Origin of the sequence: Streptomyces rugosispiralis (genome assembly GCF_024505145.1) — a bacterium.
Taxonomy (GTDB): Bacteria; Actinomycetota; Actinomycetes; order Streptomycetales; family Streptomycetaceae; genus Streptomyces; species Streptomyces rugosispiralis.
Map to the genome: position 1 here is coordinate 516413 of NZ_JANIAA010000001.1, position 25028 is coordinate 541440.

The 25028-nt window shown below is 69.1% G+C and carries 23 protein-coding genes; 12 read left to right on the forward strand and 11 right to left on the reverse strand.

Annotation, left to right across the window (positions count from 1 at the left end):
* Positions 1–173: 173 nt before the first annotated feature.
* From NP777_RS02305 to NP777_RS02320, 4 genes are read left to right on the forward strand one after another with little or no spacing between them, the layout of a single operon-like run.
* A complete protein-coding gene (locus tag NP777_RS02305; RefSeq protein ID WP_256648287.1) occupies positions 174–1148 on the forward strand; it encodes an Lrp/AsnC family transcriptional regulator in 975 nt (324 codons plus the stop codon).
* A gap of 27 nt (positions 1149–1175) precedes the next feature.
* Positions 1176–1730 carry a cation:dicarboxylate symporter family transporter gene (locus tag NP777_RS02310; protein WP_256648288.1) on the forward strand — a complete coding sequence of 185 codons (555 nt, stop codon included), beginning with the start codon at positions 1176–1178 and terminating at the stop codon, positions 1728–1730.
* Between the two features lie 48 nt (positions 1731–1778).
* Entirely contained in the window at positions 1779–2333 is a 555-nt protein-coding gene (locus NP777_RS02315) for a TetR/AcrR family transcriptional regulator (protein WP_256648289.1), read from the forward strand.
* Positions 2330–3865, forward strand: a complete 1536-nt coding sequence (locus tag NP777_RS02320) for an MFS transporter (RefSeq protein ID WP_256648290.1) — start codon at positions 2330–2332, stop codon at positions 3863–3865. The genes NP777_RS02315 and NP777_RS02320 overlap by 4 nt, the downstream gene beginning before the upstream one ends.
* Before the next feature lie 68 nt (positions 3866–3933).
* Here NP777_RS02320 and NP777_RS02325 read toward each other — a convergent pair whose 3' ends face one another.
* From NP777_RS02325 to NP777_RS02365, 9 genes are all read right to left on the reverse strand, one after another.
* A complete protein-coding gene (locus tag NP777_RS02325) occupies positions 3934–4653 on the reverse strand; it encodes a gamma-glutamyl-gamma-aminobutyrate hydrolase family protein (RefSeq protein ID WP_256648291.1) in 720 nt (239 codons plus the stop codon).
* Complete coding sequence (locus tag NP777_RS02330) at positions 4650–6140, reverse strand: aldehyde dehydrogenase (protein WP_256648292.1); 1491 nt, start codon at positions 6138–6140, stop codon at positions 4650–4652. Before NP777_RS02330 ends, NP777_RS02325 begins: the two co-directional genes overlap by 4 nt.
* Before the next feature lie 220 nt (positions 6141–6360).
* A complete protein-coding gene (locus NP777_RS02335; RefSeq protein WP_256648293.1) occupies positions 6361–6975 on the reverse strand; it encodes a TetR/AcrR family transcriptional regulator in 615 nt (204 codons plus the stop codon).
* A gap of 28 nt (positions 6976–7003) precedes the next feature.
* A complete protein-coding gene (locus tag NP777_RS02340) occupies positions 7004–7849 on the reverse strand; it encodes a fumarylacetoacetate hydrolase family protein (protein ID WP_256648294.1) in 846 nt (281 codons plus the stop codon).
* Positions 7850–7859: 10 nt separating this feature from the next.
* Positions 7860–8786, reverse strand: a complete 927-nt coding sequence (locus NP777_RS02345) for a 3,4-dihydroxyphenylacetate 2,3-dioxygenase (protein WP_256648295.1) — start codon at positions 8784–8786, stop codon at positions 7860–7862.
* On the reverse strand, positions 8779–10242 hold the full coding sequence (locus tag NP777_RS02350; RefSeq protein WP_256648296.1) for an aldehyde dehydrogenase: 1464 nt from the start codon (positions 10240–10242) through the stop codon (positions 8779–8781). Before NP777_RS02350 ends, NP777_RS02345 begins: the two co-directional genes overlap by 8 nt.
* Positions 10243–10277: 35 nt before the next feature.
* Positions 10278–11084, reverse strand: a complete 807-nt coding sequence (locus NP777_RS02355; RefSeq protein ID WP_256648297.1) for an acetoacetate decarboxylase family protein — start codon at positions 11082–11084, stop codon at positions 10278–10280.
* Positions 11085–11096: 12 nt separating this feature from the next.
* Positions 11097–12305 (reverse strand): NAD(P)/FAD-dependent oxidoreductase, encoded by a 1209-nt coding sequence (locus NP777_RS02360; RefSeq protein ID WP_256648298.1) that lies wholly within the window; start codon positions 12303–12305, stop codon positions 11097–11099.
* Positions 12306–12309: 4 nt separating this feature from the next.
* The gene (locus tag NP777_RS02365) at positions 12310–12498 is read right to left on the reverse strand and encodes a ferredoxin (RefSeq protein ID WP_256648299.1); all 189 of its coding nucleotides are present in this window, start codon (positions 12496–12498) and stop codon (positions 12310–12312) included.
* 329 nt (positions 12499–12827) lie between these two features.
* On the opposite strand from NP777_RS02365, the gene NP777_RS02370 reads away from it, so the two are divergent.
* From NP777_RS02370 to NP777_RS02400, 7 genes are all read left to right on the forward strand, one after another.
* Positions 12828–14183, forward strand: a complete 1356-nt coding sequence (locus tag NP777_RS02370) for a glutamine synthetase family protein (protein WP_256648300.1) — start codon at positions 12828–12830, stop codon at positions 14181–14183.
* 19 nt (positions 14184–14202) lie between these two features.
* Complete coding sequence (locus tag NP777_RS02375) at positions 14203–15495, forward strand: cytochrome P450 (RefSeq protein WP_256648301.1); 1293 nt, start codon at positions 14203–14205, stop codon at positions 15493–15495.
* Between the two features lie 210 nt (positions 15496–15705).
* Positions 15706–16569, forward strand: coding sequence for an amidohydrolase family protein (locus tag NP777_RS02380; RefSeq protein ID WP_256648302.1), 864 nt, complete (start codon positions 15706–15708; stop codon positions 16567–16569).
* A gap of 97 nt (positions 16570–16666) precedes the next feature.
* The gene (locus NP777_RS02385) at positions 16667–18271 is read left to right on the forward strand and encodes an APC family permease (protein ID WP_256648303.1); all 1605 of its coding nucleotides are present in this window, start codon (positions 16667–16669) and stop codon (positions 18269–18271) included.
* A 19-nt stretch (positions 18272–18290) separates the two neighbouring features.
* A complete protein-coding gene (locus NP777_RS02390; RefSeq protein ID WP_256648304.1) occupies positions 18291–19133 on the forward strand; it encodes a mycofactocin-coupled SDR family oxidoreductase in 843 nt (280 codons plus the stop codon).
* A 101-nt stretch (positions 19134–19234) separates the two neighbouring features.
* Complete coding sequence (locus NP777_RS02395; RefSeq protein ID WP_256648305.1) at positions 19235–20791, forward strand: amidohydrolase; 1557 nt, start codon at positions 19235–19237, stop codon at positions 20789–20791.
* 108 nt (positions 20792–20899) lie between these two features.
* Positions 20900–21925, forward strand: a complete 1026-nt coding sequence (locus NP777_RS02400) for a Leu/Phe/Val dehydrogenase (protein WP_256648306.1) — start codon at positions 20900–20902, stop codon at positions 21923–21925.
* A gap of 184 nt (positions 21926–22109) precedes the next feature.
* On the opposite strand, the gene NP777_RS02405 is transcribed toward NP777_RS02400, so the two are convergent.
* The gene (locus NP777_RS02405; RefSeq protein ID WP_256648307.1) at positions 22110–23201 is read right to left on the reverse strand and encodes an HAD-IIIC family phosphatase; all 1092 of its coding nucleotides are present in this window, start codon (positions 23199–23201) and stop codon (positions 22110–22112) included.
* A 376-nt stretch (positions 23202–23577) separates the two neighbouring features.
* On the opposite strand from NP777_RS02405, the gene NP777_RS02410 reads away from it, so the two are divergent.
* Positions 23578–24267: a flavin reductase family protein gene (locus NP777_RS02410; RefSeq protein WP_256648308.1), complete on the forward strand. Its 690-nt coding sequence runs from the start codon at positions 23578–23580 to the stop codon at positions 24265–24267.
* Positions 24268–24298: 31 nt separating this feature from the next.
* Here NP777_RS02410 and NP777_RS02415 read toward each other — a convergent pair whose 3' ends face one another.
* A complete protein-coding gene (locus NP777_RS02415; protein WP_256648309.1) occupies positions 24299–24799 on the reverse strand; it encodes a GNAT family N-acetyltransferase in 501 nt (166 codons plus the stop codon).
* Positions 24800–25028 lie beyond the last annotated feature (229 nt).

Genomic DNA, 25028 nt, shown 5'->3' on the forward strand with positions numbered 1-25028 from the left:
ACACCAGGGCATGCGACGGCCGGGCGCGGAACAGGGCACGACCCGTGGGACGGGAGCGCGCCCGGTCGAGGTCCAGGTCCACCCCGAAGACCCGACGGTCTCCGGCCACGGGGGGGGAGCGCCCTCTGGACGGATCACCTCACCGACATCCGCCCCAACAGCAGGAGAAACCAGTGCAGTCCCAAGCGCCCGATCCACTCGATCTGAAGCTGCTGCAGGCGCTGCAGCTCGACGGTCGGGCGCCGTTCAACCGGATCGCGCACGCCCTGGGGGTCTCCGACCAGACCGTCGCCCGCCGCTTCCGCCGGCTGCGCACCACTGTTCAGCTGCGCGTGCTCGGCATCACCGACGACCGCCGACTCGGTCGCAGCACCTGGCTCCTCCGCCTGCGCTGCACACCGGACGCCGCCGAACAGCTCGCGGCCGCACTCGCCCGGCGCCCGGACACCTCCTACGTGAGCGTGATCTCGGGCGGCACGGAAGTGATGTGCGCGATGAAGCCACGCACCCGGCAGGCCAGGGACGAACTCCTCCTCGACCGCCTCCAACGCACCCCCCGCGTCACCTCGGTAAGCGCCCACTGCCTGCTGCACCACTTCTGCGGAGGCCCCGCCGGCTGGCTCAGCAAGATCAACGCCCTCAGTCCCGGCGAACGGACCGCCCTCAGCCCACCACCCACCGAACCGGCCACCACCCCCACCGTCCTGGGGGACGCCGACGAAGCGCTGCTCGCCATCCTCAGCCGCGACGGACGGGCACCGCTCACCGAACTCCAGGCGGGCACCGGCCTGCCGGAATCCGCGGTCAAACGGCGCCTGGACCGCCTGCGCTCATCCGGAGTCCTCTACCTGGACGTGCAGTTCGACCACGAGCACCTCGGCAACGACGTCGTCGCCATGCTCTGGCTCACCGTCGCCCCGGCCGCCCTCGCCGACGTCGGCCATGCCCTCGCGACCCACCCCGAAGTGCGCTTCGCGGCCGCCACCACCGGCCAGGCCAACATCGTCGCCGCCACGCTCCATGCCGACGCCGGCGGCCTGTACACCTATCTGAGCAACAAGATCGGAGCCCTCGACGGAGTCCACTCCATCGAGACCGCCCTCACCTTGCGCGAGGTCAAGCAACTCACTTACGAACCTGGCCGCTGACTCCAACGCCACAGCACCCTCGGCCTCGTGCTCCACCCCGGTACCGGACTGAACGTCGATCCCTCCACGTCGCGCGCCGAGGACGTCCCGGAGACCGCCACCGAGCACGCCACCTTCACCGGCTTCGTCTCCTCACTCATCCCCACCTCGCTGCTGGGCGCGATCACCGGGGACGCGATCCTGGCCGCGCTGGTGGTCTCCATCGTCTTCGGCGTGGCCCTGAACATGGCCGGTGAGGACGGAGCGCTCCTCGTCCGCGGCATCCGTGCCCTGACCGACGTCGTGTTCCGCATCGTCGGCTGGGTGATGCGCCTGGCACCGCTGGGCACCTTCGGCGCCCTGGCCACGGTGGTGGCCCCCTACGGCGCCGAGAGTCTCAAACAACGTGCCTCCCTGATCGTCCTGTCCACCGCGACCTGCGTCGTCTACGTGCTGGTCGTCCTCGGCACCATCATGCGCGCCTGCCATCTGAGCCTGTTCGCCCTTATGCGGAGCTGGAGACCCTGGCATCGGACGCCCGGTGGTCGGCATCGTCATCCCCTCCGGATGCTCCTTCAACCTGGACGGCTCCGCGGTGGCTAGCCAGCTTCGCATGAGACATTTTTGTCTCATGCAAGCTATGGTTGTCGCATGACTCTTGACCGCAACGACGTGTTGCGCGAAGCCGCCGCCCTGCTCACCCGCAGGGCCACCGCCTCGATGGACGACATCGCCAAGGCGGCGGGGATCAGCCGCGCCACGCTCCACCGACACTTCGCCGGGCGCGACGCGCTCATCCGGGCGCTGGAGGAGCTGTGCATCGAGCGGTCCGAGGCGGCGCTGGACACGGCCCGCATCGAGGAGGGCGACGCGGTCGAGGCACTGCGCCGGCTCGTGGCGGCCCTTCAGCCGGTCTCCGGCCTCCTCGCCTTTCTCTACGGCGAGAACCAGCTCTTCGAGGGCGAGGAGATCAACGCGGGCTGGGCGCGGCTCGACACCCGCCTGACCGCGCTCTTCCGGCGCGGCCAGGAGCAGGGGAACTTCCGTATCGACCTGACACCCGTGTGGCTGGCAGAGGCCCTGTACGGTCTGATGGCGTCGGCCACGTGGGGTGTCTACGACGGGCGGCTCGCCGCCAAGGACGTGGAGTACATGGTGCTGGAGCTGCTGCTCGGCGGCGCTCGGCGGAGGAGCGGGGACGTATGACCGGGATCCCCGTCGAGGTCGGTGAAGAGACGGCAGCGACGCACCCGCGGTCCGGCCGCTGGCTGGCGCTCGCCGTGCTCGTCCTCGCCGTCCTCCTGGTCGCCGTCGACGCGACCGTCCTGGGGCTGGCGACCCCGTTCCTGAGCGAGGATCTCGGACCCTCCAGCACCCAGTTGCTGTGGATCGGCGACATATACTCCTTCGTCATCGCGGGCCTGCTGGTCTCCATGGGCGGCCTCGGCGACCGCATCGGCCGCAAGAAGCTGCTGCTCGGCGGCTCGGTCGCCTTCGGTGCCGTGTCCGCGCTGACGGCGTACGCGCAGAGCGCGGAGATGATGATCGGCGCGCGGGCGCTGCTCGGTATCGCGGGCGCGACCCTCATGCCCTCCACCCTCGCCCTCATCCGCAACCTCTTCCAGGACCCCCGGGAGCGCAGCTTCGCCGTCGGCATCTGGGGTGCGACGGCCTCGGCGGGCATGGCCGTCGGTCCGGTCCTCGGCGGCTTCCTGCTCGAACACTTCTGGTGGGGCTCGGTCTTCCTGATCAACCTCCCCGTCATGGTGCTCCTCGTGATCGTCGGGGTGAAGCTGCTCCCCGAGTCGCGTGACCCGGCGCCCGGCCCGTGGGACCTGACCAGCGTGCTGCTCTCCCTCGTCGGCATGGTCGGCGTCGTCTACGCGGTCAAGGAGACGGCGGTGTACGGAGTGCGCGGGGACGTCGCGGCCACGGGCCTGGTCGGGGTACTGGCCCTGGGGTGGTTCGTGCGGCGGCAGCTGACGCTCCCCGCCCCACTGCTCGATATGCGGCTCTTCCGGCACCGGGGTTTTTCGGGTGCGGTCCTCGCCGACCTGTTCACCGTCCTCGGCCTCTCCGGGCTGGTCTTCTTCCTGTCGCAGTACCTGCAACTGGTACAGGGCCGGGACCCGCTGGAGGCCGGCCTCGCCGAACTCCCCACGGCGGCCGGAGCCGTGGTGGCGGGGCTGCTGGCGGGACGCGCCGCCCGTCGCTTCTCCGTGCGGGCGGTGGTCTCGGGCGGTCTGGCGGCGATCGGGCTCGCTCTCGCCGCTCTCCTCTGGCTGCGCGCCGATACCGGTTACCCGCTCCTCGGAGCGGTGCTGCTGGTGGTCGGTGTCGGCGCGGGCCTGGCGTTCACCGTCACCGCGGACGTGATCCTCTCCACCGTGCCGAAGAACCAGGCGGGAGCGGCGTCCGCGGTTTCGGAGACCGCGTACGAACTGGGCGCGGCCCTCGGCATCGCCGTGCTCGGCTCCATCGTGACCGGCGCCTACCGCGGCTTCACCCCGCCGGTGGGGGTGCCGGGCCCGGCGGCCGAGCGGGCGGACGACTCGATCGGCGGCGCCGTCGAGGCGGCCGCCGCGCTGCCGCCCGAGACGGGCACGGCCCTGCTGGCCACGGCCCGGGACGCGTTCGTCGACGGCCTGCGGATCGCGGCCGGCGTCGGAGCGGGCGTACTGCTGGCGACCGCGGCGGCGGCGTGGTTCCTGCTGCGCCGTCAGCGACTGCCCGACTAGGTGTGCTGTCCGGGCACGTTGGTGACGGGCGACGCGCCGCGAGCCCAGATCACAACCCCAGACAGGCCCTAGTCCGCGGCCTTCACCAGTCCGTCGAAGACGCGCTGCTGCGCCGGGTCCTCGTGTGCGGTGTCCTCCGGATGCCACTGCACGGCCAGGAACCAGCCGTCGCCCTCGGCGAGTTCGACAGCCTCTGTCGTCCCGTCCGTGGCGCGAGCGGTGACGGTCAGCCCCTTCCCCAGCTGATCCACGTACTGATGGTGGTAACAGGACGCCTCAACCTTGTCGACGCGGGCGATGTGGGCCAGCACCGAGTCCGGGGTGATGGAGACGGGGTGCCGGATGTCGCGGTGCTCGTGTTCCGGGCCGCCCATGTCTTGGTGCAGTGTCCCGCCGAGGACCGTGTTGACCACCTGGAGACCACGGCAGATGGCCAGGAGCGGCAGCCCCGCGACGAGTGCCTGCCGGGCGACTTCCAGGTCGAAGGCGTCCTGCTCGTCGTCCACGTCGTAGACGGCCTCATGGGCCTCCCCGGCACCGTAGCGACGGGGGGCGATGTCGCCTCCGCCTGGGAGCAGTACGCCGTCGAAGCGGGCGAGGCGAGCGGCGACCTCCACTGGGTCGGCGGTGCCGCCCGGGGCGTACGGGTGGATGGTTGCGGGCTCGCCGCCCGCGCGCCATACGGCCTCGGTCAGGGCGCGAGCGTTGACTTCCGCGGCGTAGCGCAGGGCCGTCGTACCGGCGGAGAAGCGGGCGGGTATCGCGATGAGGGGGCGGTGGTGGGTCACAGCTGGATCCAGGTGGTCTTCAGCTCTGTGTACTTCTCCAGGGCGTGCACGGACTTGTCGCGTCCGTTGCCGGACTGCTTCATGCCGCCGAAGGGCACGGTCAGGTCGCCTTCCTCGTAGCAGTTGACCCAGACTGTGCCGGCTTTGAGGGCCCGGGAGACCCGGTGGGCGGTGGACAGGTCGGAGGTCCACAGGCCGGCGGCGAGCCCGTACTCCGTGTCGTTGGCGAGGGCGATGGCCTCGTCGACGTCGTCGAAGGTGAGAACCGACAGCACAGGCCCGAAGATTTCCTCACGCGCCAGGCGGCTGCCCGGGGGGACCTGGTCGAAGACGGTCGGTTCGAGGTAGACGCCCCCGGACTCGGTGCGGGTGCGCACGCCTCCTGTGCGCAGACGGGCGCCGCCCTCGCTTCCTGCGTGGACATGGTCGAGTACACGCGCGAGGTGGTGTTCGCGGACCAGTGCGCCCATCTCGGTGGCGGGGTGGAGGGGATCGCCCACCCGCAGGGAGCACGCACGCTCCACGACGGCCTCGGTGACCCTGTCCGCGATGGAGGTGTGCACCAGAAGCCGCGAGGGGGCGGTGCACATCTCGCCCTGGTTGAAGAAGATGCCCCAGGCGGCCGTCGCCGCGGCGCTTTCGAGGTCGGGGGCATCGGGCAGGACGATGTTGGGTGACTTACCGCCCAGCTCCAGCCAGACCCGCTTGAGGTTGGAATCGGCGGAGTAGTGCAGGAAGTGGCGCCCCACGGCGGTGGAGCCGGTGAAGGCCAGAACGTCGACGTTCGGGTGCAGGCCGAGGGCGCGGCCGGCCGTCGGGCCGTCGCCGTTGACGACGTTGAGTACTCCCGGGGGCAGGCCCGCCTCCAGGGCGACGCGGGCGAGCAGCAGTGCCGACAAAGGCGAGTTCTCCGAGGGTTTGAGGACGACCGTGCAGCCGGCGGCCAGGGCGGGGGCGATCTTCCAGCCGGCGAGCGTGAGGGGGAAGTTCCAGGGCACCACCGCACCGACGACGCCGACAGGCTCCCGGGTTACGAGGGCAAGGGCGTCCGGTGTGGTGTGCGGGGACTCGTCGGTGAGCTTGTCGGCGAGCTGGCCGTACCAGCGGAAGGTGTTGATGACGGCGCGGAGTTCGATGTCGTGGGCATCGGTGATGGGTTTGCCCATCTCCAGGCTGACGGTGAGCGCCAGTTCGGACCGATGCTCTTCAAGGAGGTCGGCAATGCGCACCAGCAGTCGTCCTCGGTCGCCGGGCGCCATTCGCGGCCAGGGGCCGGTGTCGAACGCCCTGCGGGCCGCGGCAACGGCGGCGTCGACCTCGGCCGCTCCGCCGTCGGCGACTTCGGTCAGAACACGGCCGTCGCGGGGCGAGACCACGGAGAAGGTGTCGCCGCCACCGGCCTCGTCGGCGCCGTCGATGAGGTGCTCCCCGGGCAGCTCCAGCGCCTTCGCCCTGCTGAGCCATTCCTCGTGGGTGGTAGCGGTCATGAGTCCTCCCGAACACATGGGTGAGTAGTTGGCGGAGAACGGGCTCCGGCCGCTCAGGGCTGTGCCGAGGGGCACCGTGAAGCCGAACCACAGTGCGTGCCGGTCTCGCCGCCGAGGAGGGTGGTGAAGTGGTCAGGATGAGCGGATGGCGCCAATGCGTCATTCCGGCGTCACCGACAGTGATATCCGTGCGGGAAGGTGGCCGTTCGCGGGAGGGGTGTCAGTCGTCGGCGGGGCCCTCCGCCAAGCCTTCGATCAAGTTCCTGAGTTCCGACAGCGCCTCTTCGGTGACATCGCGCTCGCCGAAGACCAGCTGGTGCAGAACCAGTCCCTCCAGCGCGGCGAACACCAGCCGGGACAGTCCGCGGTTCGCCGGCTGAGGCATGATGCGCGACAGTTCGCGGCGGCTGGCCTCGAAGTACTCCTCGTAGAGGCTGCGCAGCTGCGGCAGCAGCTCCGGCCTGCGTCGCGCTTCGAGCAGCAACTCGTACTGGAAGGCCTGCAGCTCCGGGGTGGACTCGACCATGTCGGTGAGACCGCTGACGAAGTCGGCCGCCTTGCCCGTACCGGTGTCGAGCGCGCTGCTGCTCAGGGAGGTGCGGATGGCGTGGGTGACTGCCTCCTCGATCAGCGCGTCCCGCGAACCGAAGTGGTGGACGACCAGTCCGTGGGTGACGCCGGCCTCCTCCGCCACGGCCCGGTAGGTGAGCTTGCGCAGGCCGCCGCGCGCCACGATGCGGACGGCGGCCTCCAGCAGGGCGACCCGGCCCGTCCCGTAGTGATTCACGCGCTTACGGGTGCGGCTCTGGCCTGCGTGCTCAACGGAGTCGGTCATACGGTCGACCCTACCCACGGCTCTCCGCTCACCGCTTTGGCGGCCTGATGCCACGGAACTCCCAGTCGCCGCCGAGGGCAGTGGACAGGACCTCCTCGGATTCGGTGGGCTGGGCGCCGACGTCGGTCCGGATCGGCGTGGGGCCGGTGACGATGTGGTTGGTGAGGCGGCCGAGCCCCTCGACCTCCACTTCAACGATGTCCCCGGGCTGTACGGGCCGGGAGTTCGCCGGTGTACCCGACAACAGCACGTCGCCGGGGTACAGGGTGATGGTGCGGGCGATGTCGGCGACGAGGTAGTGCATGTCCCACGTCATCTCGTCCGTCGAACCGTCCTGGACCACCTTGCCGTTGACGTAGGTGCGCAGCCGCTTGCCGTGGAAGTCCCAGTCACTGACCAGGCCCGGCCCGAGCGGGCACAGGGTGTCGGAGCCCTTGACCCGAAGCATCGATCCGGCGTCGGTGTCGCGGAAGTCGTGCAAACCGTAGTCGTTGGCGATGGTGTACCCGGCGATGTGCTCCCCCGCGCCGGCGGGGGCGATGTTGCGCGCGAGCTTCCCGATGACGATGGCGACCTCGCCCTCGTAGTTGAGCCACTTGCAACCCTCGGGGCGGACGACGGCGCCCCTGTGGCTGTTGAGTGCGGAGGTCGGCTTGTGGAAGTACGTGGGGGTGCCGGGCAGGCCGATCCGGAACTCGTCGACGCGGCTGCGGTGATTGAGGTGGACGGCGATGACCTTGGAGGGGACGACCGGCGGAAGGTGATGCGCGTCCGCGATCTTGACGCGGCGGCCGTCTCCGGCGACGAGTTCGTCTTCGTCGACGGTGACCTGGACGGCGGCGCCGTCGAGGAGGATGCGACGGTGCTCGGGCATGGCGGGACTCCTAGCTGCGGCTGCGCGGGGTTGCGGGGGTGGGCGGGCCGGTTCCGGTCCAGCCGTCGGCGGGGCGGTCGAACCAGAGGTGCACCTGACCGGTCCCGATGGAGTTCTCGTACTCGCCGTACTGGCGGGCCTTGGCGGTACAGGCCTGTTCACCGAGGGCGCCGGCCATCATCAGGTAGTGGAAGAACTTCGCTTCGGGCTTGTGCTTCCAGAACTCGTCCATCGTGTCGAGGATCTTGTCGTGGCGGCCTTCCTTGAACCAGGCGATGCGCTCGTGGTCCGCCTCGCGTGCTTCGGGCGTGAAAATGTGCGCCGGATCGCTGGACTCGTGCATGCGCAGCTCGCGCAGCGGCCAGAAGGTGTGCGAGAGGGCCCCGGAGGCGATGAGCAGCACCCGGCGGCCCGGGGTGGCGGCGATGCCGTCGGCCAGCGCCCGCCCCAGCCGCAGATGGTCTTCCATGTCGCCGGTCTGGCAGACGCCGATGGTGACCCATCGCTTGTCCGGCAGGCCCTCGCCAAGGTACTTCCACAGATTGATCGTGGCGTAGTAGATGGGCAGGTACTCGTCGTCGATCGCGGTGATCCAGGTGCCGTGCCGCTCGGCGAACGAAGCGATGCTGTGGGCGAGTTCGGGGTCACCGGGGAAGTCGTACGGCATCCGGCACATGCCGCGCGGCAGCTCTTCGGAGGTGAACAGGCCCGCCCGGCGGGGCTGCGCGGTGGCGACGAACTCGACGGTGGTGGCCCAGTGAGAGTCCAGGACGACGACGGTGTCGTAGTCCTGGCGCTCGAAGACGTCCTTGCGCAGCTGGCGCAGGCCCGTGACGAGGGTGATCTCCTTCCCCTCGTTCAGTTCGAACCGGATCTCCCGCGGCAGCACGATGGTGGGCACGTGGGCGAGCAGCCCCGCCCCGACGATCTCACCCATGGCCCCTCCAGCCCTTCGGGGCGGACACTGTGTTCTTCACATCGCAATAGAAGTCGAAGCTCCAGGTGCCGCCCTCCCGGCCCACGCCCGAGTGCCGGCTGCCGCCGAAGGGTGCCCGGAGGTCGCGGACGAAGAAGCAGTTGGCCCAGACCGTGCCGGCCACCAGCTGAGCGGTGACGCGTTCGGCGCGCTCGTGGTCGCCGGTGGCGACGGTGGCGGCCAGCCCGAAACGGGTGTCGTTGGCGAGCCGGACGGCCTCGTCCTCGGTGGTGAAGGTCTGCAGCGTGAGCACCGGGCCGAAGACCTCCTCCTGGACGATCTCGGAATCCTGGGCGACGTCCGTGAGCAGGGTCGGCGCGTAGTGCTGTCCGGCGCCCCGATGGCCGCCGATCACCGCCCGTGCGCCGGCGGCGATCGCCCGCTGTACGAACCCGTCGATCTTCTCCAGCTGACGGGGGTGGATGTTGGGGCCGATGTCGGTGGTCGCCTCCCGCGGGTCGCCCTGCCGCAGTTCAGCGGCCTTCGCCACGAACCGGCGGGTGAACTCGTCCACCAGGGGCTCCTCGACCAGGACGCGGGTCGCGGCCAGACAGACCTGGCCCGCGTTGTCGTACTGTTCCACCGCCAGGTCGACGGCGAGATCGAGATCGGTGTCGGCGAACACCAGCAGGGGGGACTTTCCGCCGAGCTCCAGGCTCAGCGGTGTCAGGTTGGCGGCGGCCGAGGCGGAGATGCGCTTCGCGGTCGGCACTGAGCCGGTGAAGCTGATCCGGCGGATGTCCGGATGGGAGGTGAGGACGTCGCCGATCTCGGATCCGTAGCCCTGCACGACGTTGAGGACACCGGCCGGAAGCCCGGCCTCGGCGGCGATGTCGGCGAGCAGCGAGGCGGTGAGCGGGGTCCACTCGGCGGGCTTGAGGATGACGGTGTTGCCCGCGGCCAGCGCCGGGGCGACCTTCCAGGTCGCCAGCATCAGCGGGGCGTTCCACGGAGTGATCAGCACACAGGGACCTGCCGGATCCCAGCTGACGGTGTTGGTGTGGCCGCGGGTGTCGAAATCCTCGTGGTCCAGCTTCAGCAGCCAGTCGGCGAAGAAGCGGAAGTTGTGTGCCGCCCGGGGCATGACGCCGCGGCGGTGCGAGCGCAGGAGGGCGCCGTTGTCGTGGGTTTCGACGATGGCCAGGTCTTCGAGACGCTTCTCGACGCCGTCGGCGATGGCATGCAGCAGGCGGGCGCGCTCGGCGCGTGGGGTGGCGGCCCAGCCGGGGAAGGCGGCCTTGGCAGCGGCGACGGCGGCCGCGGCGTCCATGGCGGTGCCCCGGGCGATCTCGGCGAGGGTACTGCCGTCGATGGGCGAGACATCGGTGAAGGTCTCGGCGGAGGCAACGCGTTCGCCGCCGATCCAGTGCCGGGTGTCGACGGCGACTCCGGCGACGGTGCTGAGGTGTTCGGTCATCTCCTGGGCTCCTGACGATCGGTGCTGGTACGGGCTCACTCGGCGCCGGAGGTGTTCGACTCCAGCAGCCGACCGCCGTCCCACACCACGCCGACCTGCCGGTAGTACGCGGCAATGGGCTCCCGGATCTCGAGCCGGGCCAGTTCCTCGGTGGGCGCGTCGAACAGCTCCAGGTCGGCGTCGCCGATCCAGGGCTGTCCGCCGTCGAAGGACGCGGCGCCGGACTCGATCAGCTCGTCGAGGGCGAGGCCCTTGCCCTTCTCGATGGAGGGAAGCCAGCGGTGGTGGGCCATCGGGTGGCCGTTGACGAAACCATTGGTCTCGGAGGGCCCGCGCAGGGTGACGACGGCCTGGGCGAGGCGTCGGTCGGCGGCGGCGAGAGTGGCGCCGAACCGGGCGCCGGCCTCGATGCGGGGAGCGGGGCCGTAGGGGTGGGGGCGGGTCTGGTGGATCGAGCCGAGCTTCTTCGGGTAGCCCTGGTGCAGTCCGCGCGCGACGGCGAAGTCCTTGTCGACCCAGATGTAGACGCAGCGTGTGTAGGTCCGGCCCTGGTATGCGCAGCGGACGACCGCGAACGCCTCCTTGTACTGGGAGCGCACCGGGTCGAGGAGTTCCTCTCCGGAGGCGGCGCAGGACTGCCAGTCGGCCCAGATCAGGGCCACCGCGCCGGGGTCGTCGGCGGCGAGTTCCAGCGGATCGGGCAGCAGTTCGCGTACCCGGGCGGGATCGGTGCGGTACTCCACGGTGAGGAGGTCTCCGGAGTAGCGCCAGGGCGGGGAGGGGATCAGCGACGAGGCGCCCGTCGCGGTTTTGGGATGGAGGTATCCACGGACACTGGCCACTGGGGTTCCTTATCAGGCGGTGAGGGCGGGCTGCTGCAGGAGTTCGGCGCGATAGCGTGCGGCGGCTGCCGTGGCTGCCGGGCCACCGAGGGCGACGACCCCGACCAGCCTGCCGTCGGTGTGGTAACCGACCAGGACGTCGCCGTCGGGGTCGCCGTCCAGGACGCGCACGTCCTGCTTGCCGAGGGTGGGGGCGCCGAAGGACTGGAGCCGGAAGTCGTGCTGGTCGCTCCAGAAGGTGGGCAGTGGTGCGAAGGGCGGGAGTCCGGCTTCGGCTCCGCGGAGATGGGCCGCGAGCACTCGGGCGGCGTGCTTGGCGGTGTCGGTCGGGATCGACCAGTGCTCGACGCGCCGGGGGACGCCGTCATAGCGTGCGTTGGGGAAACGGGCGACGTCGCCGACCGCGACGACGTCGGGGCGGCCACCGACCCGCAGCTGATCGTCGGTGACGACGCCGTCGGTCAGGTCGAGACCGTTGCCGTCGAGCCATTCGGTGTTGGCGAGGGAACCGACCGACTCGACCACGACGTCCGCGGCAAGGGCGGTGCCGTCGGAGAGGGCGACGCCGGTCACGTGGTCGCTTCCGTGGAATCCGGTCACGCCGGTACCGAGGGCGAAGCGGATGCCCCGCCGCTGATGGCGCTCGAGCAGCGCCGTGGCGAGCAGTTCACCGAGGGGGCCGACCATGGGCAGGGGGAGCGGATCGACGACGGTGACCTCGGCGGCACCGAGGGTGACGGCGGTCGCGGCCACCTCGCAGCCGATGAATCCGGCACCGACTACGACTACGCGCACTCCCGGCCGGGTCAGTGCCTCCCGGAGCCCTTGGGCGTCGGCCAGGGTACGGACGGTGTGCCGCCCGATGGCGGGGCCGGGGCAGCGCAGGCGCCGGGGTCGCATGCCGGTGGCCACGACAAGGCCGCCGTAGGGCAGTGCCTCGCCGTTGTCGAGTTCCACGATGCGGCGGTCGAGATCGGCTGCGACGACTCTGGTGCCCAGGCGCCACCGCACGTCCGTGACGGCGGCCCTGGGGCGGAAGGCGAGCGACTCGAACGGTGTATGGCCGGCCAGGACGCCCTTGGACAGCGGCGGGCGGTTGTAGGGCATATGGGGCTCGTCCCCGACAAGGGTGATCGGCCCGGTCCAGCCGGTGGCGCGCAACTGCTCGGCGGCGCGCAGGCCGGCCATGGAGGCGCCGGCCACGACGACGGGTGCGCTCATGGTTTCAGTCCTCGATCCGGATGGCCTGGAGCGGGCATACGTCAGCGGCCTCCTCGATCTCGTCTCGCAGCTCTTCACCGGGGTCGGCGACGTAGGCCAGGTGTCCGGAGTCGTCGAGGCGGAAGACGTCCGGGGCGGCGAAGACGCACTGGCCGTGGTCCTGGCATTTGTTCATGTCGACGACAACCTTCATGGCCGGTCCTCCTGGTGCTGAGTGGGCGTCGGAGCGGGGGGAGAAGGGGCCCGGGCAGCGGAGTCCGCGCCCCAGCCAAAGGGGTGAGGGCCTACTCACCAAAATCGTTTGGCTTCAAATAAACTAGGAGCACACCAGCCCCCAGTCAACAGATATCCATCTGGATAAATTTTCGCGGCAGACCCCTTGCAGGGAAGGGCTCCATGCCGTTTGACTTCAAACAAGCGGGGCCTCCCGCCACTGCCGGATCCGCAGTCCGAGGCCGCCCCTCCCCTCCCCCCAGCGCCCTGAGTCTGGGAGGCGCCCCCCTTCCCTCAGAGGAGACCCTGGTGAGCGCATCCGACAATCCGCACGTCCGCCACCACATGGAGCGGCTGGCCGCCGAAGGCATCGACGTGGTCCGGGTGACCTATCCCGACCTCATCGGCACCGAGCGCGGCCGGGACGTTCCGCTCGACCACCTGCCCACGGCCTGGGATCACGGACTGGCCTTCTGCCGCGCCGTGTACCACACCAGCCCCCAGGGCGACGTGGTCCCGGTCTCCGGCGGTTTGGACGCCGGCCTGCCCGACATCTGCGTGCGCCCCGACCTCAGCAGCCTGACCCCCTTGCCGTGGGAGCCCGGGGTCGCCACCTGTCTCGGCGATGTCATCGACCCGTCCACGGGACTGCCGTCGCCCGAGTCCCCACGCGACATGCTGCGCTCCGTCCTGGACCGCTGGAATGAGCAGGGGCTCCACCCGGTGGTGGGCCCCGAACTGGAGTACTTCCTGTGCGACGCGGCTCAGGACACTCCCTCGGGCTGGCGCCGCTACAGCGAGGTCCAGGGCGTCGTCTACACCGCGGGTCTGCGTGCGGACAGCGACAACCACCTGCTGCGCACCCTCCGCCTGCTGCGCGACATGAACATCGGAGTCAGCAGCGGCAACCACGAGTTCGACGGCTCACAGTTCGAGATCAACCTGACCCACTCGGACGCCATGACCGCCGCGGACCGCGCCTTCCGCTTCAAGGTGGCGGTCAAGGAACTCGCCCGCAAGGAAGGGCGGCTCGCCACCTTCATGGCCAAGCCCTTCAACGGCGCGGGCGGCTCGGGCTTCCATCTGCACATGTCCTGCGTGGACGACGAGGGCGCAAACGCCTTCGCCGCACCGTCCGCCCCGGACGGCCTGTCCGCCGCCGCACACCAGGCGGTGGCCGGTATCCTCGCCCACGCCCCCGCCCTGGCCGCCCTCGCCAATCCGACCGTGAACTCCTACAAGCGCTTCGGTCCCGGCACCCTGGCACCCTGGCTGATCGACTGGGGCCTGGACAACCGCAGCGCCATGGTCCGCATCCCGCCCGAGCGCGGCGCGGGCTCCCGTCTCGAGCTGCGCCTGGGCGACGCGAGCGCCAACCCCTACCTGCTCGTCGCCGGGACCCTCGCCGCGGCGCTGCTCGGAGTGGTCGCCGGCGAACAGCCTCCCGCACCGCTCGAGGGATACGGCTACGACACCACGAAGTCCTCCGTCCTCCCGATGGACCTGCCCACTGCCCTCGATGCCCTGGAGGCGGACACCGCGCTCACCGAGGTGCTGGGCAAGGACTTCGTCACCTCATACCTCACGTACAAGCGCGACGAGGTCGCACGCTTCCAACGGCACGTCACCGACTGGGAGTTCACCGAGTACGCCTACCACCTGTGACGCCAAGGAGCCCACACCCATGACCACTGCCGCCCAGTTCCCGACCGAGGTAATCCGCGAGCCGCTGCCCCTGGCCGACGTCAACCTCGCCGACCTCGACAACTTCACCGACGGCACGACCCCCTGGCGCATGTTCCACACCCTGCGCCACGAGGACCCCGTCTCTTGGCAGCCCGAGGAGGCCCCCAACTCCGGCTTCTGGTCGGTCACCCGTCACGCCGACATCGTCCGCGTCGACCGGGACGCGCAGACCTTCACCTCGACCAGGTTCGTCAATCTGGAGGAGCTCGACGACGACCAGATCAAGAAGCGTGCCTCCATCCTCGAACTCGACGGCATCCGCCACCGCGCTCTGCGCAGCCTTCTGCAGAGGCAGTTCGGCGCGAGCGTCATCAACAGCTACGCCGACTTCCTGCGCGGCCTGACCGCGACCACCCTGGACGCGGCCCTGGCCAAGGGCACCTTCGACTTCGTCAAGGAGGTCTCCGCCGACTTTCCCATCAACGTCCTCGCCCGGCTCCTCGACGTGCCGCCGGAGGACAACCAGCAGCTCATCGACTGGGGCAACCGCATCATCGGCAACACCGACCCCGACTACGCCGACGTCCTGCTGAACAGCGCGGAGAGCGAGAAGTACCGCCACCTGCCGTTCCGCTCCCCCGCCTCGCTCGAAGTGTTCGAGTACGGGCGTGAGCTGGCCCGGCAGCGGCGCGGAGGCAACGGCACCGATCTGATCTCCAAGCTGGTCAACGAGACCCCGCGCGACGGCGTCCCGCTCTCCGCGCAGGACTTCGACAATTACTTCCTGCTGCTGGTGGTGGCCGGCAACGAGACCACCCGCCACACCATCACCCACTCCATGCTGGCCCTGCTCCAGCATCCCGAGCAGCTCGCCCGCCTGCAGGAGGACTCCTCGCTGATTCCCGCCGCGGTGGAAGAGTTCTTGCGCTGGGCCTCTCCCCTCTACCACTTCCGTCGCACCGCCACGCGCGCCGTCGAACTCGGCGGCAAGCAGATCAAGGAAGGCGACAAGGTCGTCATGTGGTTCGCGTCCGGCAACCGCGACGAGGAAGTCTTCGGCAACCCGTACGACTTCGACGTCACCCGCCAGGACAACGACCACATCACCTTCGGCAAGGGCAGCCCCCACCTGTGCCTGGGCAACCTCCTGGCCCGCACCGAGATCCGCATCATGTTCGAGGAGCTGATCCCGCGCCTGGCAGGCATCAAGCTGGCCGGAGATATCCCGCGGGTGCGCTCCAACTTCGTCAACGGCATCAAGCATCTGCCCGTCGAGGTCACTCTGGCCTGACAGTGATTCGCCGGCCGCCGAGTGAGTACGGGGCCGTCCGGCGGTCGGCGATCCACGGAGCAAAGACCGAGGTCAAGCCCCCGGACGACGCTCAATCCGAGCGGTTTGTGAAAGGGATTGAGGCCCCGTGACCGAAACAGCGACACCGGTGACGAGCGGGTTCGAAAGCCTCACCGGCATTTCAGACAGGGACGCCACAGGAGGTCAGCGATGGTGAGTGCAATCATCGACGCGCGGGCATGCCCGCCGGTTCCGGCTTTTCTGCCGGATCGGACATGGGCCAATTTTTCAGGCACCCTCGATGGTGTGGCGGCCCGCGGCTGGACAGTTGACGAGTCGATGCGTTCGCCCAGCCTGAGCACGTATCTCGATGACTGCGAGCGGCTCGGCATCTCACGGGTGGGCCTCACCGCGCGTGTGCCGAACGACCTGTGGGGCGGCCAGGGGAACCCTCCCGTCTTCGACACGGTCGCGCAAAGGCCGGAGCTCTTCTTCGCCTACGGGGCGATCGACGCGCTGGAAGCCAATCCTGCCGAGGCGGTGCGACAGCTCAAGTCCCGTGGCGCCCGCGGCGTGGTCGTCGAGCCCGGTCTCGCACGTACCGCCCTGCACATCGACGACCGGTCGGTCGATCCGGTCTATGACGCGTGCCAGTCCGCCGGGCTGCCGTTGCTGCTGATGGGCGGAGGCGAGACGGGCCCGGATCTGAGCTACAGCGACCCGCTGCGGCACGAGCGGGTGGCCATCCGCTTCCCACGCCTCCAGATCGTCTACATGCACGGAGGGTGGCCGTTCGTACAGGCCGCGTCGGGGGTCGCGTTTCGCCGGCCCAACGTGTGGATGATGCCGGACGTGTACTTCCCCGGACTGCCCGGAGAACAGGACTACCTGCTGGCGATGAAAACGTTTCTGCAGGACCGGTTCTTGTTCGCCAGCAACTACCCGTACTGCCCGTTGGACCAGATAGTCGACCGCTATCACGACTTCGGCCTTTCCGACGACCTTCTCGCCAAGGTGCTGCACGACAATGCCGAGCGGCTGTTCTTCCCGGGAATCGGCAGTTCAGGGCGCTGACCGGAAGTGCCCATTCCCAGCGATCTTCCCGTCGGCGGACATGGGACATCCAGTCTCACACCGGGGGCTCGAACTTTCGATCAGCAAGGAGGACCCCATGAGCGATCAGGTAGGCTCCACCGCTCCAGGGGCTGAGCGTGCCCAGCTCATCGAGGGGGATCCGGCCCGCTCGACCGCCACCGCACCGGATGACGGCCGGCTTCGGGGACGAATCGGTGTGCTGGAACTGACGTTGACAGTGCTGGCGTTCTCGGCGCCCATGGTGGTCGTCACCGGCCCGACACCGTTCGTCATCATCTTCGGGGGTGCCGGCGCGCCTCTGGCCTTCGTGCTCGCCATGGCCGTGCTGCTGCTGTTCACCGTCGGCTACACCGCGATGACGCGCTACCTGCCCAATCCGGGCGCGTTCTACGCCTATATAACAGCGGGCCTCGGCAAGATCGTTGGCCTCGGTTCCAGTTTCCTCGCCCTGTTCGCCTACCTCGCGTTCGGCGTGAGCACCTACGCCTTCTTCGCGGTGGTCGGCCAGGATCTCGTGGAGACGGTTCTCCACGGGCCGGCGATCCCGTGGTACGTCTACGGACTGGGAGGTATCGCCGCGACAGGCGTCCTGGGCTACTTCCGCGTCGATCTGTCGGCAAAGGTGCTGTCGGTCGTGATGGCGTGCGAGGTGCTCCTCGTCGGAGTCTTCGACGGCGCCGTCCTCTGGAAGGGCGGCGCTGACGGGCCGTCGCTGACACCCTTCACCTGGCATGCGCTGACCTCTGGGTCGGTGGGTCTGGCCGTGCTGTTCGCCGTCATGTGCTTTGTGGGGTTCGAAGCGACCGCGGTGTTCCGGGAGGAGACCAGAGACCCGCAGCGAACGGTCCCTCGAGCTACGTACCTTTCGGTGGTGTCCATCGGCGTCTTCTATGTCGTTGCCGCGTGGTGTCTCATCCTGGCCTACGGCACCGACCGCGCCAGGGCGGTGGCGGAGTCCAACTTCGCCGGCATGTTCTCCAGCGCGGCCGCGACCTATCTCGGCACATGGGCGAGCGACGCCGTTACGGCTCTGGTGGTCACATCGGCCTTCGCGGCCATCCTCGCGGGGCAGAACATCCTGGCCAGGTACTGCCACTCCCTGAGTGTCGACCGAGTGCTTCCGCCAGGTCTGAGCAAGGTCCACCCGCGACACGGGTCTCCCTGCACCAGCTCACTCACGATCACGGCAGTCATGGCGGTCGCGTTGTCGATCTCCGCCCTCTCGACCAGTGACATCACGGCTGCCTACAGTCAACTGGCCGGTGCGGCCGCCTTCGCCGTGGTCGTGCTCATGTTCCTGACCAATCTGTCCGTCGTCTTCTTCTTCAAGAAGAATCGGGATATCGCGGATGCCCCGGCTTGGCACAGGCTGATCGCTCCGGTCCTGAGCGGCGTGGGCCTGGGGGTGGTCCTGTGGCTCTCCCTGGCCAACTTCACGACCATGACCGGCGGTTCCATGGGCACCGCGATCGCACTTCAGGTGGTGATCTGGGCTGTCTTCCTCACTGGAATGGCCCTGGCCGCGGTGTACCGATCCAGGCGACCGGACGTATACGCGCGCATCGGCCGGCAGAAGGCTGGGGGATCCGGCCGGCCGGATGACAACGGGACGACGAGTTCGGTCAAGAACCCCCCATCCGCAGTCGCCTTCGACGGCGCACTCGGTGGCAGGGATGTGTGACATGGCAAGGAGAAGCGACATGCGTGGTGCGGGAACCAGAACAGCGAAGGGCCGCCTTGATGGCAAGGTCGCCTTTGTCACCGGCGCGGCCGGGGGCCTCGGCCGAAGCCACATTCGGCGGTTGGCGGAGGAAGGCGCCGACCTGGTCATCGTGGACATCTGCCGGCCGATCGACACGGTGCCCTATCCGCTCTCGACCCCGGCCGAGCTGACGGAGGCGGTCAGTGAGGCTGAGGCGCTGGGACGCCGCGTTGTCGCGAGGCAGTCGGATGTCCGGGACCGAGAGGCGCTGCAGGCCGCTTTTGACACCGGTCTGGCGGAGTTCGGGCACATCGACGTCGTCGTGGCGAACGCCGGGATCGCACCGATGCTGGTCCAGGACCGCGCCGAGGCGTGGCAGGACGTGATCGATGTCAACCTCACCGGCACGTTCAACACGGTCGAGGTGGCGATTCCGAGCATGGTGGCGGCCGGGCAAGGCGGCTCCATCGTCATCATCAGCTCGACCGCGGGTCTGGCCGGGATCGGCGGAGCCAGTAACGGTGGCCTCGGCTATGCGGCGTCGAAGCACGGCGTCGTCGGTCTGATGCGGTCCTACGCGAACAACCTGGCGCATGACGGCATCCGCGTCAATTCGGTGCATCCGACGGGTGTGGCCACGCGGATGATCGCCGACCCGGCCATCCTGGAGTTCGTGGCACAGGACCCTTCCCTGTCGCACGAGGCGCCGAACGCACTCGACGTCGACACGATCGAACCGGTTGACGTCTCGAACGCGGTTCTGTGGCTCGCTTCCGATGAGGCCCGCTACGTGACCGGGGTGACCCTCCCCGTGGACGCCGGCTTCATCAACCGTAAATGAGGAGATATGCCATGACTCAAAGCCACCCGGATCTGATCCTGCACTCGGGGCGGGTCAAGACCCCCTCGGGCTGGGCTCAGGCGCTGTCCGTCACCGGCGGAGTGATCGACCGGGTCGGATGCGACGAGGAAGTTCTCCGCGACCGCGGCACCGACACCCAGGTGATCCATCTGGCCGGAGACGTCGTCCTGCCCGGTCTGCACGATCTCCACGTCCACCCGATCTATGCCGGTATCAGGCAGCGGCGATGCCGAATCCCACAGGGCTCGAACCTGGAAGAGACCCTGCGCATCGTCAAGGAGTACGCGGACGCCGCCGAGCCTGGCGAATGGGCTCTCGGTGGGCAGTGGGACGTGCACGCTCTCGGATGCGTCCCGAACCGGCACATGCTCGACTCCGTCGCGCCGGACGTCCCCGTTCAGCTGGAGGACACCAGCGGGCACAGCTCCTGGGCCAACAGTGCCGCGCTCGCGAGGGCCGGCATCTCCGCGGAGACGCCTGACCCCGAGGGCGGCATCTTCGAGCGGGACGCGGCCGGTGAGCCGACCGGGATCCAGCGGGAGACGGCGGCCCACCTCCTTGCGGAGGCAGCCCCGAAGCCGAACGGTCCCGAGGTCGAGTCGGCTCTCGTATGGTCGCTCAATGAGATGCTGTCCTTCGGAATCACCTCGTTCACCGAAGCGGCGCTCGGCTTCACAGCCGGCTCACGGATCGAGATGGCAGCCTACGCGGCGCTCGCTCGTCGGGCGGAGATCAAGCAACGCGTACGCGTGTGTACGACCTGGTCGCCGGACGACGCCGAAGCCAACGAGATGATCGAGAGGCGTAATTTCTTCGCGTTCGAACGGCTCGTGCCCGACGGGATCAAGATCTTCCTCGACGGTGTGCCCACCGACGGCCACACCGCCGCGATGATCGAACCCTATGCCGACACCGTGAAGGGCCGCGACGACCACGCCAGCCGACACGGAATGCTGCAGATCCCGGCCGAGGTCCTGAACGATGCCGTCGCCCGTTTCGATCGCATGGGCCTGACGGTGAAGTTCCACGCGGCCGGCGACGCCGCCGTGAGAGCTGCCCTCGACGCCATCGGCGTCGCTCGTGAGCGGAACGGATTCGGTCCGCAGATGCACAACGTCGGCCACTGCACGTTCGTCGCGAAGACGGACATCGAGCGTGCGTCCCGCATCGGCGCGACATTCGAGGTCTCGCCGTATCTGTGGCAGCCCGCGCCCATCTGCTCCGACATCGCCTCCGCTGTCGGGCCGGAAACCATTGAACGAGTGTGGCCGATCCGCGAGATGCTCGACGCCCACGCACTGGTCGTGCCGGGATCGGACTGGTCGGTGGTGCCATCAGTGAATCCCTGGGCGGCCATCGAGACACTCGTCACTCGCCAAGAGCCGGGTGGGAGCGCCGAGTCCTTCGGTCCGTCTCAGGGGATCACTCTCGAGCAGGCACTCGAGATCTTCACCGTCAACGCCGCCCGGCAGGAAGGAGCGGCCGACCGCATCGGCACCATCGAGCCCGGCCTGCTCGCCGACATCATCGTGGTCGACCAGAACCCGTTCGAGGTGCCCATCACCCAGGTGCATGCGACCGAGGTGAAGCTGACGCTGGTCGAGGGCGAGATCGTGTTCGACCGGCGCCCTGCCTGAGCTTCCTGACCGCCGGATCAGCCGATCGAGGCCCACTTCGGACCCCTGCGGTACCCGCGAAGCCGCGGCCCGACCCCAGTTGTCAGTGGTCGCTGCGACGATGGCCGGATGACCTCCACGATCTTTGAGCGGCTCCGATCCGGCGGCTTCGAGCAGGCGCTGTTCAGCCACGACACCGAGACCGGGCTGCGATCCCTTGTTGTCAGCCACGACACCACGCTCGGCCCCGCGCTGGGCGGCGTCCGCATGTACCCGTACGAGGACGAGACCGCCGCTCTCGAAGACGGCCTGCGCCTCGCGCAGGCCATGACCCTCAAAGCCGCGGCCGCGGGCCTCGATCTCGGCGGCGGCTGGAGCGTCATCATCGGTGATCCGGCACGTGACAAGACCGAGGCACTGCTGCGTGCCCACGGCCGCTTCATCGCCACCCTCGGCGGGCGTTTCATCCCCGTCAACGACGTCGGCACCACGCAGGCCGACCTGAAGGTGATCGGCACCGAAGCCGCACCGGTCTGCGCCGACGGCGACCCCTCTCCCATGACGGCGCTCGGTGTCCTCGAAGGGATACGGGCGTGTCTGCGCGCCACCGGTGGCGACGGGGATCTGCGGGGCGTGCGGGTGTGCGTACAAGGCGCGGGCAACGTGGGCGCCGCGCTCGCCCGTCTTCTGGCGGCGGAGTCCGCGGAACTGCTGGTGTCCGACACCAACGCTCGACGAGCCGATGCCGTCGCCCAAACCGTTGGAGCGCGCGTCATCGACCCCGCGACCGCGGTCGTCGCCGAGTGCGATGTTCTCGCTCCCTGTGCCCTCGGAGGCGTCGTCGACGACCGCACGCTGCAGGAGCTGCGCTGCCGGATCATCGCGGGCGGCGCGAACAATGTGCTCGCCGCCCCCGGGCACGCCGCCGCGCTCGAGGCCCGCGGAATCCTCTACGCACCCGACTTCTGCGTCAACGCGGGCGGCTTGATCTTCCTCGAGGAGCGGCTCCTCGGCCATGACAACGCTCGGGCGGAGCACCGGGTCCGTCAGGTCGGCGAGCGCGTGGCGACGGTCATCGAGCATGCCCGTCGCTCCGGTGTGTCCCCGACGGAGGCCGCGCTCTCGCTGGCCAGGGCACGGCTCCGCCCTCACTGACGCGCCCTGTCTCAGGCGTTTCCGGTGGATGGTGCGGCAGTCGGAGTGGTGTGATGTGGTGTGGTACTCGTCGAGCAGTCCGCCAAGTACCTGTCGGCGCCTGCCCGTGACAGCGGGCAGGGGGATGACGTTCGAGTGGTCGTCGACCCTGCGGTGCGGGCGGTAGACCTGAGCGGCACAGGTATCAGGCCCTCGCCACCGGTCCCTCGATGTCCTTGGCGGTCACCGTCACCGTCGACGACGCAGGCTGCCGGACCGGCTCCAGGTGGAGGCGTTGGGTGCCCTCGATCTCCGGGGCGTGGGTGAAGGTGGACCGGCAGGCGCAGTCCTGCTCGGAGAAGCCGGCGAATCGGTAGGCGATCTCCATCATCCGGTTGCGGTCGGTGCGGCGGAAGTCGGCGACCAAGTGCACGCCGCCACGGGCCGCCTGGTCGCACAGCCAGTTCAGGATGGTGGCACCGGCGCCCCAGCTGACCACTCGGCAGGATGTCGCCATCAGCTTCAGGTGCCAGACCTCGGCCAGCTTCTCCAGCAACACGATGCCGACGGCGCCGTGCGTGCCGAACCGGTCGGACATGGTGACCACCAGCACCTCGTGGGCCGGGTCGCCGAGCAGACCGCGTAACGCGGCGTCCGAGTAGTGCACACCGGTGGCGTTCATCTGGCTGGTGCGCAGGGTCAGTTCCTCGACCCGGGTGAGCTCCTCCTCACTGGCCTTGCCGATGGTCATGACGAGTTGCAGTGAACGCAGGAAGTTCTCGTCCGGCCCGGCGTACTCGGTGCGCGCCGCGTCCCGCTCGAAGCCGGCACGGTACATCTCCCGGCGACGGCGGGAATCCACGGTGGAGGCGGCCGGGGAGAACTCCGGCAGGCCGGGAAGGGCCAGCGCCTGCCCGGCGTCGTAGGTCCGCACTTCGGGGAGGTGGTAGGTGACCTCGGCCCGTTCGGCGGGCTGGTCGTCGATGAAGGCGATGGTGCTGTGCGCGAAGTTGAGCCGTTCGGCGATCTCCCGGACAGAGTCGGATTTCGGCCCCCAGCCGATCCTGGGCAGCAGGAAGTACTCGGCCACTCCGAGCGCCTCCAGCTTGGCCCAGGCGTGGTCGTGGTCGTTCTTGCTGGCGATCGACTGGAGGATGCCCCTGCGGTCCAGCTCCTCGATGACCTGGCGCAATCCGTCGAAGAGCCCGACGTCGCCGTCCTCCAGGAGTGTCCCCTTCCACAACGTGTTGTCGAGGTCCCACACCACGCACTTGACGATGATGACCTGCCCGTCCACCGTGTTCTCCCCTCAGCCCGAGACCGACAGCGCTCGCTGGGCCGGCATCAACCGGCACAACTCATTGCTGCCCTCGTTTGACCTCGATCAACTCGGCGTCCCGGTACGTACGGGCCACCACGTGTCCGTTCGACGCCGGCCTCGACGGCCGTGAGGAGACGCCGGACAAGGGCTGGGATCAGGTACTTGTCCGGGCGTTCCGCGACCAGCGCGGTGCTACGCGGTCTACGCGTTCATTGGCCTCCTCTCGTGTCCACCACTGTTCACCGGTCGGCTCTGCGCCTCGCGGCCGCAGCTGCACGCGCTGCATGTCCATGCGGTCTCACCTGCGACATTTCGGCTCCGGCCGAAACAACCGGACTCTAGGCTGCTCATCATGAACACGGCACCTACCGGCACCCTGCTCGCACAGGCAGTCGCCACCCATCTGGAGATCGAGCCGAGCATCCTGTACTTCGGGACGCCAGTGGTACTCCTGTCGACAGAGAATCAGGACGGCTCGTTCAACCTCGCCCCGATATCATCCGCATGGGCTCTCGGGCAGACGGTTGTGATCGGACTGGGCCGTGAGGGGCAGACCGCGTACAACCTCGGCAGCCGTCCCGACCTGGTCATCAGCCTGCCGTCCCCCGCCCAGTGGCCGGCCGTGGAGCGGCTGGCGCCACTGACCGGCCGGAATCCAGTGCCCTCCAGCAAGCCCAAGGGCTGCCGCTTCGAGCCGGACAAGTTCGCCGCAGCAGGCCTGACCAGCGAGCCCTCCCAGCTGGTCCGGCCGCCCCGCGTCGCCGGATGCCCGATCCACCTCGAGGCCCGCGCCGAGCGGGTGCGGCCGGACGTGTCCGGGGACTTCGTCATCGTCGAGGCCGCCGTGTGCATGGTGCACGCCGACTCCCGCATCGTCGTTCCGGGCACCCACCACATCGACCCGGCCGCCTGGAGCCCGCTCATTTACAACTTCCGCCACTACTTCGGACTGGGCCCGGAACTCGGCCACTCCTACCGGACCCAGACACCCCGCAACGTCGAGGAGCCTGCCACAGCCGGTCCTGGTCGCGCAGCGAGGTGAAGCCGGCGGCACCGGCCCGTGGCATGCCAAGTCAACGGTCCCCGGGCTCCGCGCCGAGTCGGCGGCTGTGCCGCAGGCCGGGGCGTCCGCCAACGGTGGCGTCCGCCACGACGGTGAATCCATTGCGGCCGAGCACGGTCCTGGAGGCCACGTTGTCGAGGGTGGTGTACGCGGTGAGGGTGGAGAGCCCGTACGCCGTGGCTGCCAGGCGGCACACCTCTTCCACCGCGGCGGTCGCCATCCCCCGGCCCGCGGCGCGCTCGCCGATCCGGTAGCCGAGTTCGGCGTCTCCCTCCTCGACGTCCACGAGATTGACGCGGCCGACCAACTCACCCCGGTCGTCCACGACGACATGGAAGTGGCACACACCGGCGTCCTGTTCGGCGAGCCGGGCACGGTGCAGGGACGCGAACTCCGCGAAGTAGGCGTCCCCCCGGTCCGAGATCGTCCGAGCGAAGTACTCCCGGTTCTCGCGCTCGAACGCCAGCAGGGCGGGCGCGTGGTCGGCCCGGAGCCGTTCCAACCTCAACATGCCCAAAAGCATACGTAACGAGGACCGCGCCCGCCCACGGCCCGGCGAACCAAGCATTCGGTGCGGAATTCTCCCCGGTCCACCGTTTCCCCGGCCCGCCGTATCCCCCAGCCCGCCGTATCCCGGAAAGAAATCCACACTCTGCTTGTGCATCATGCCTATCCCTCAAGTATCCGGCCCGAGTAGCCTGTTCTTCCGCCGATACCGTCGTGCTTGGGAGGCTGAGAGC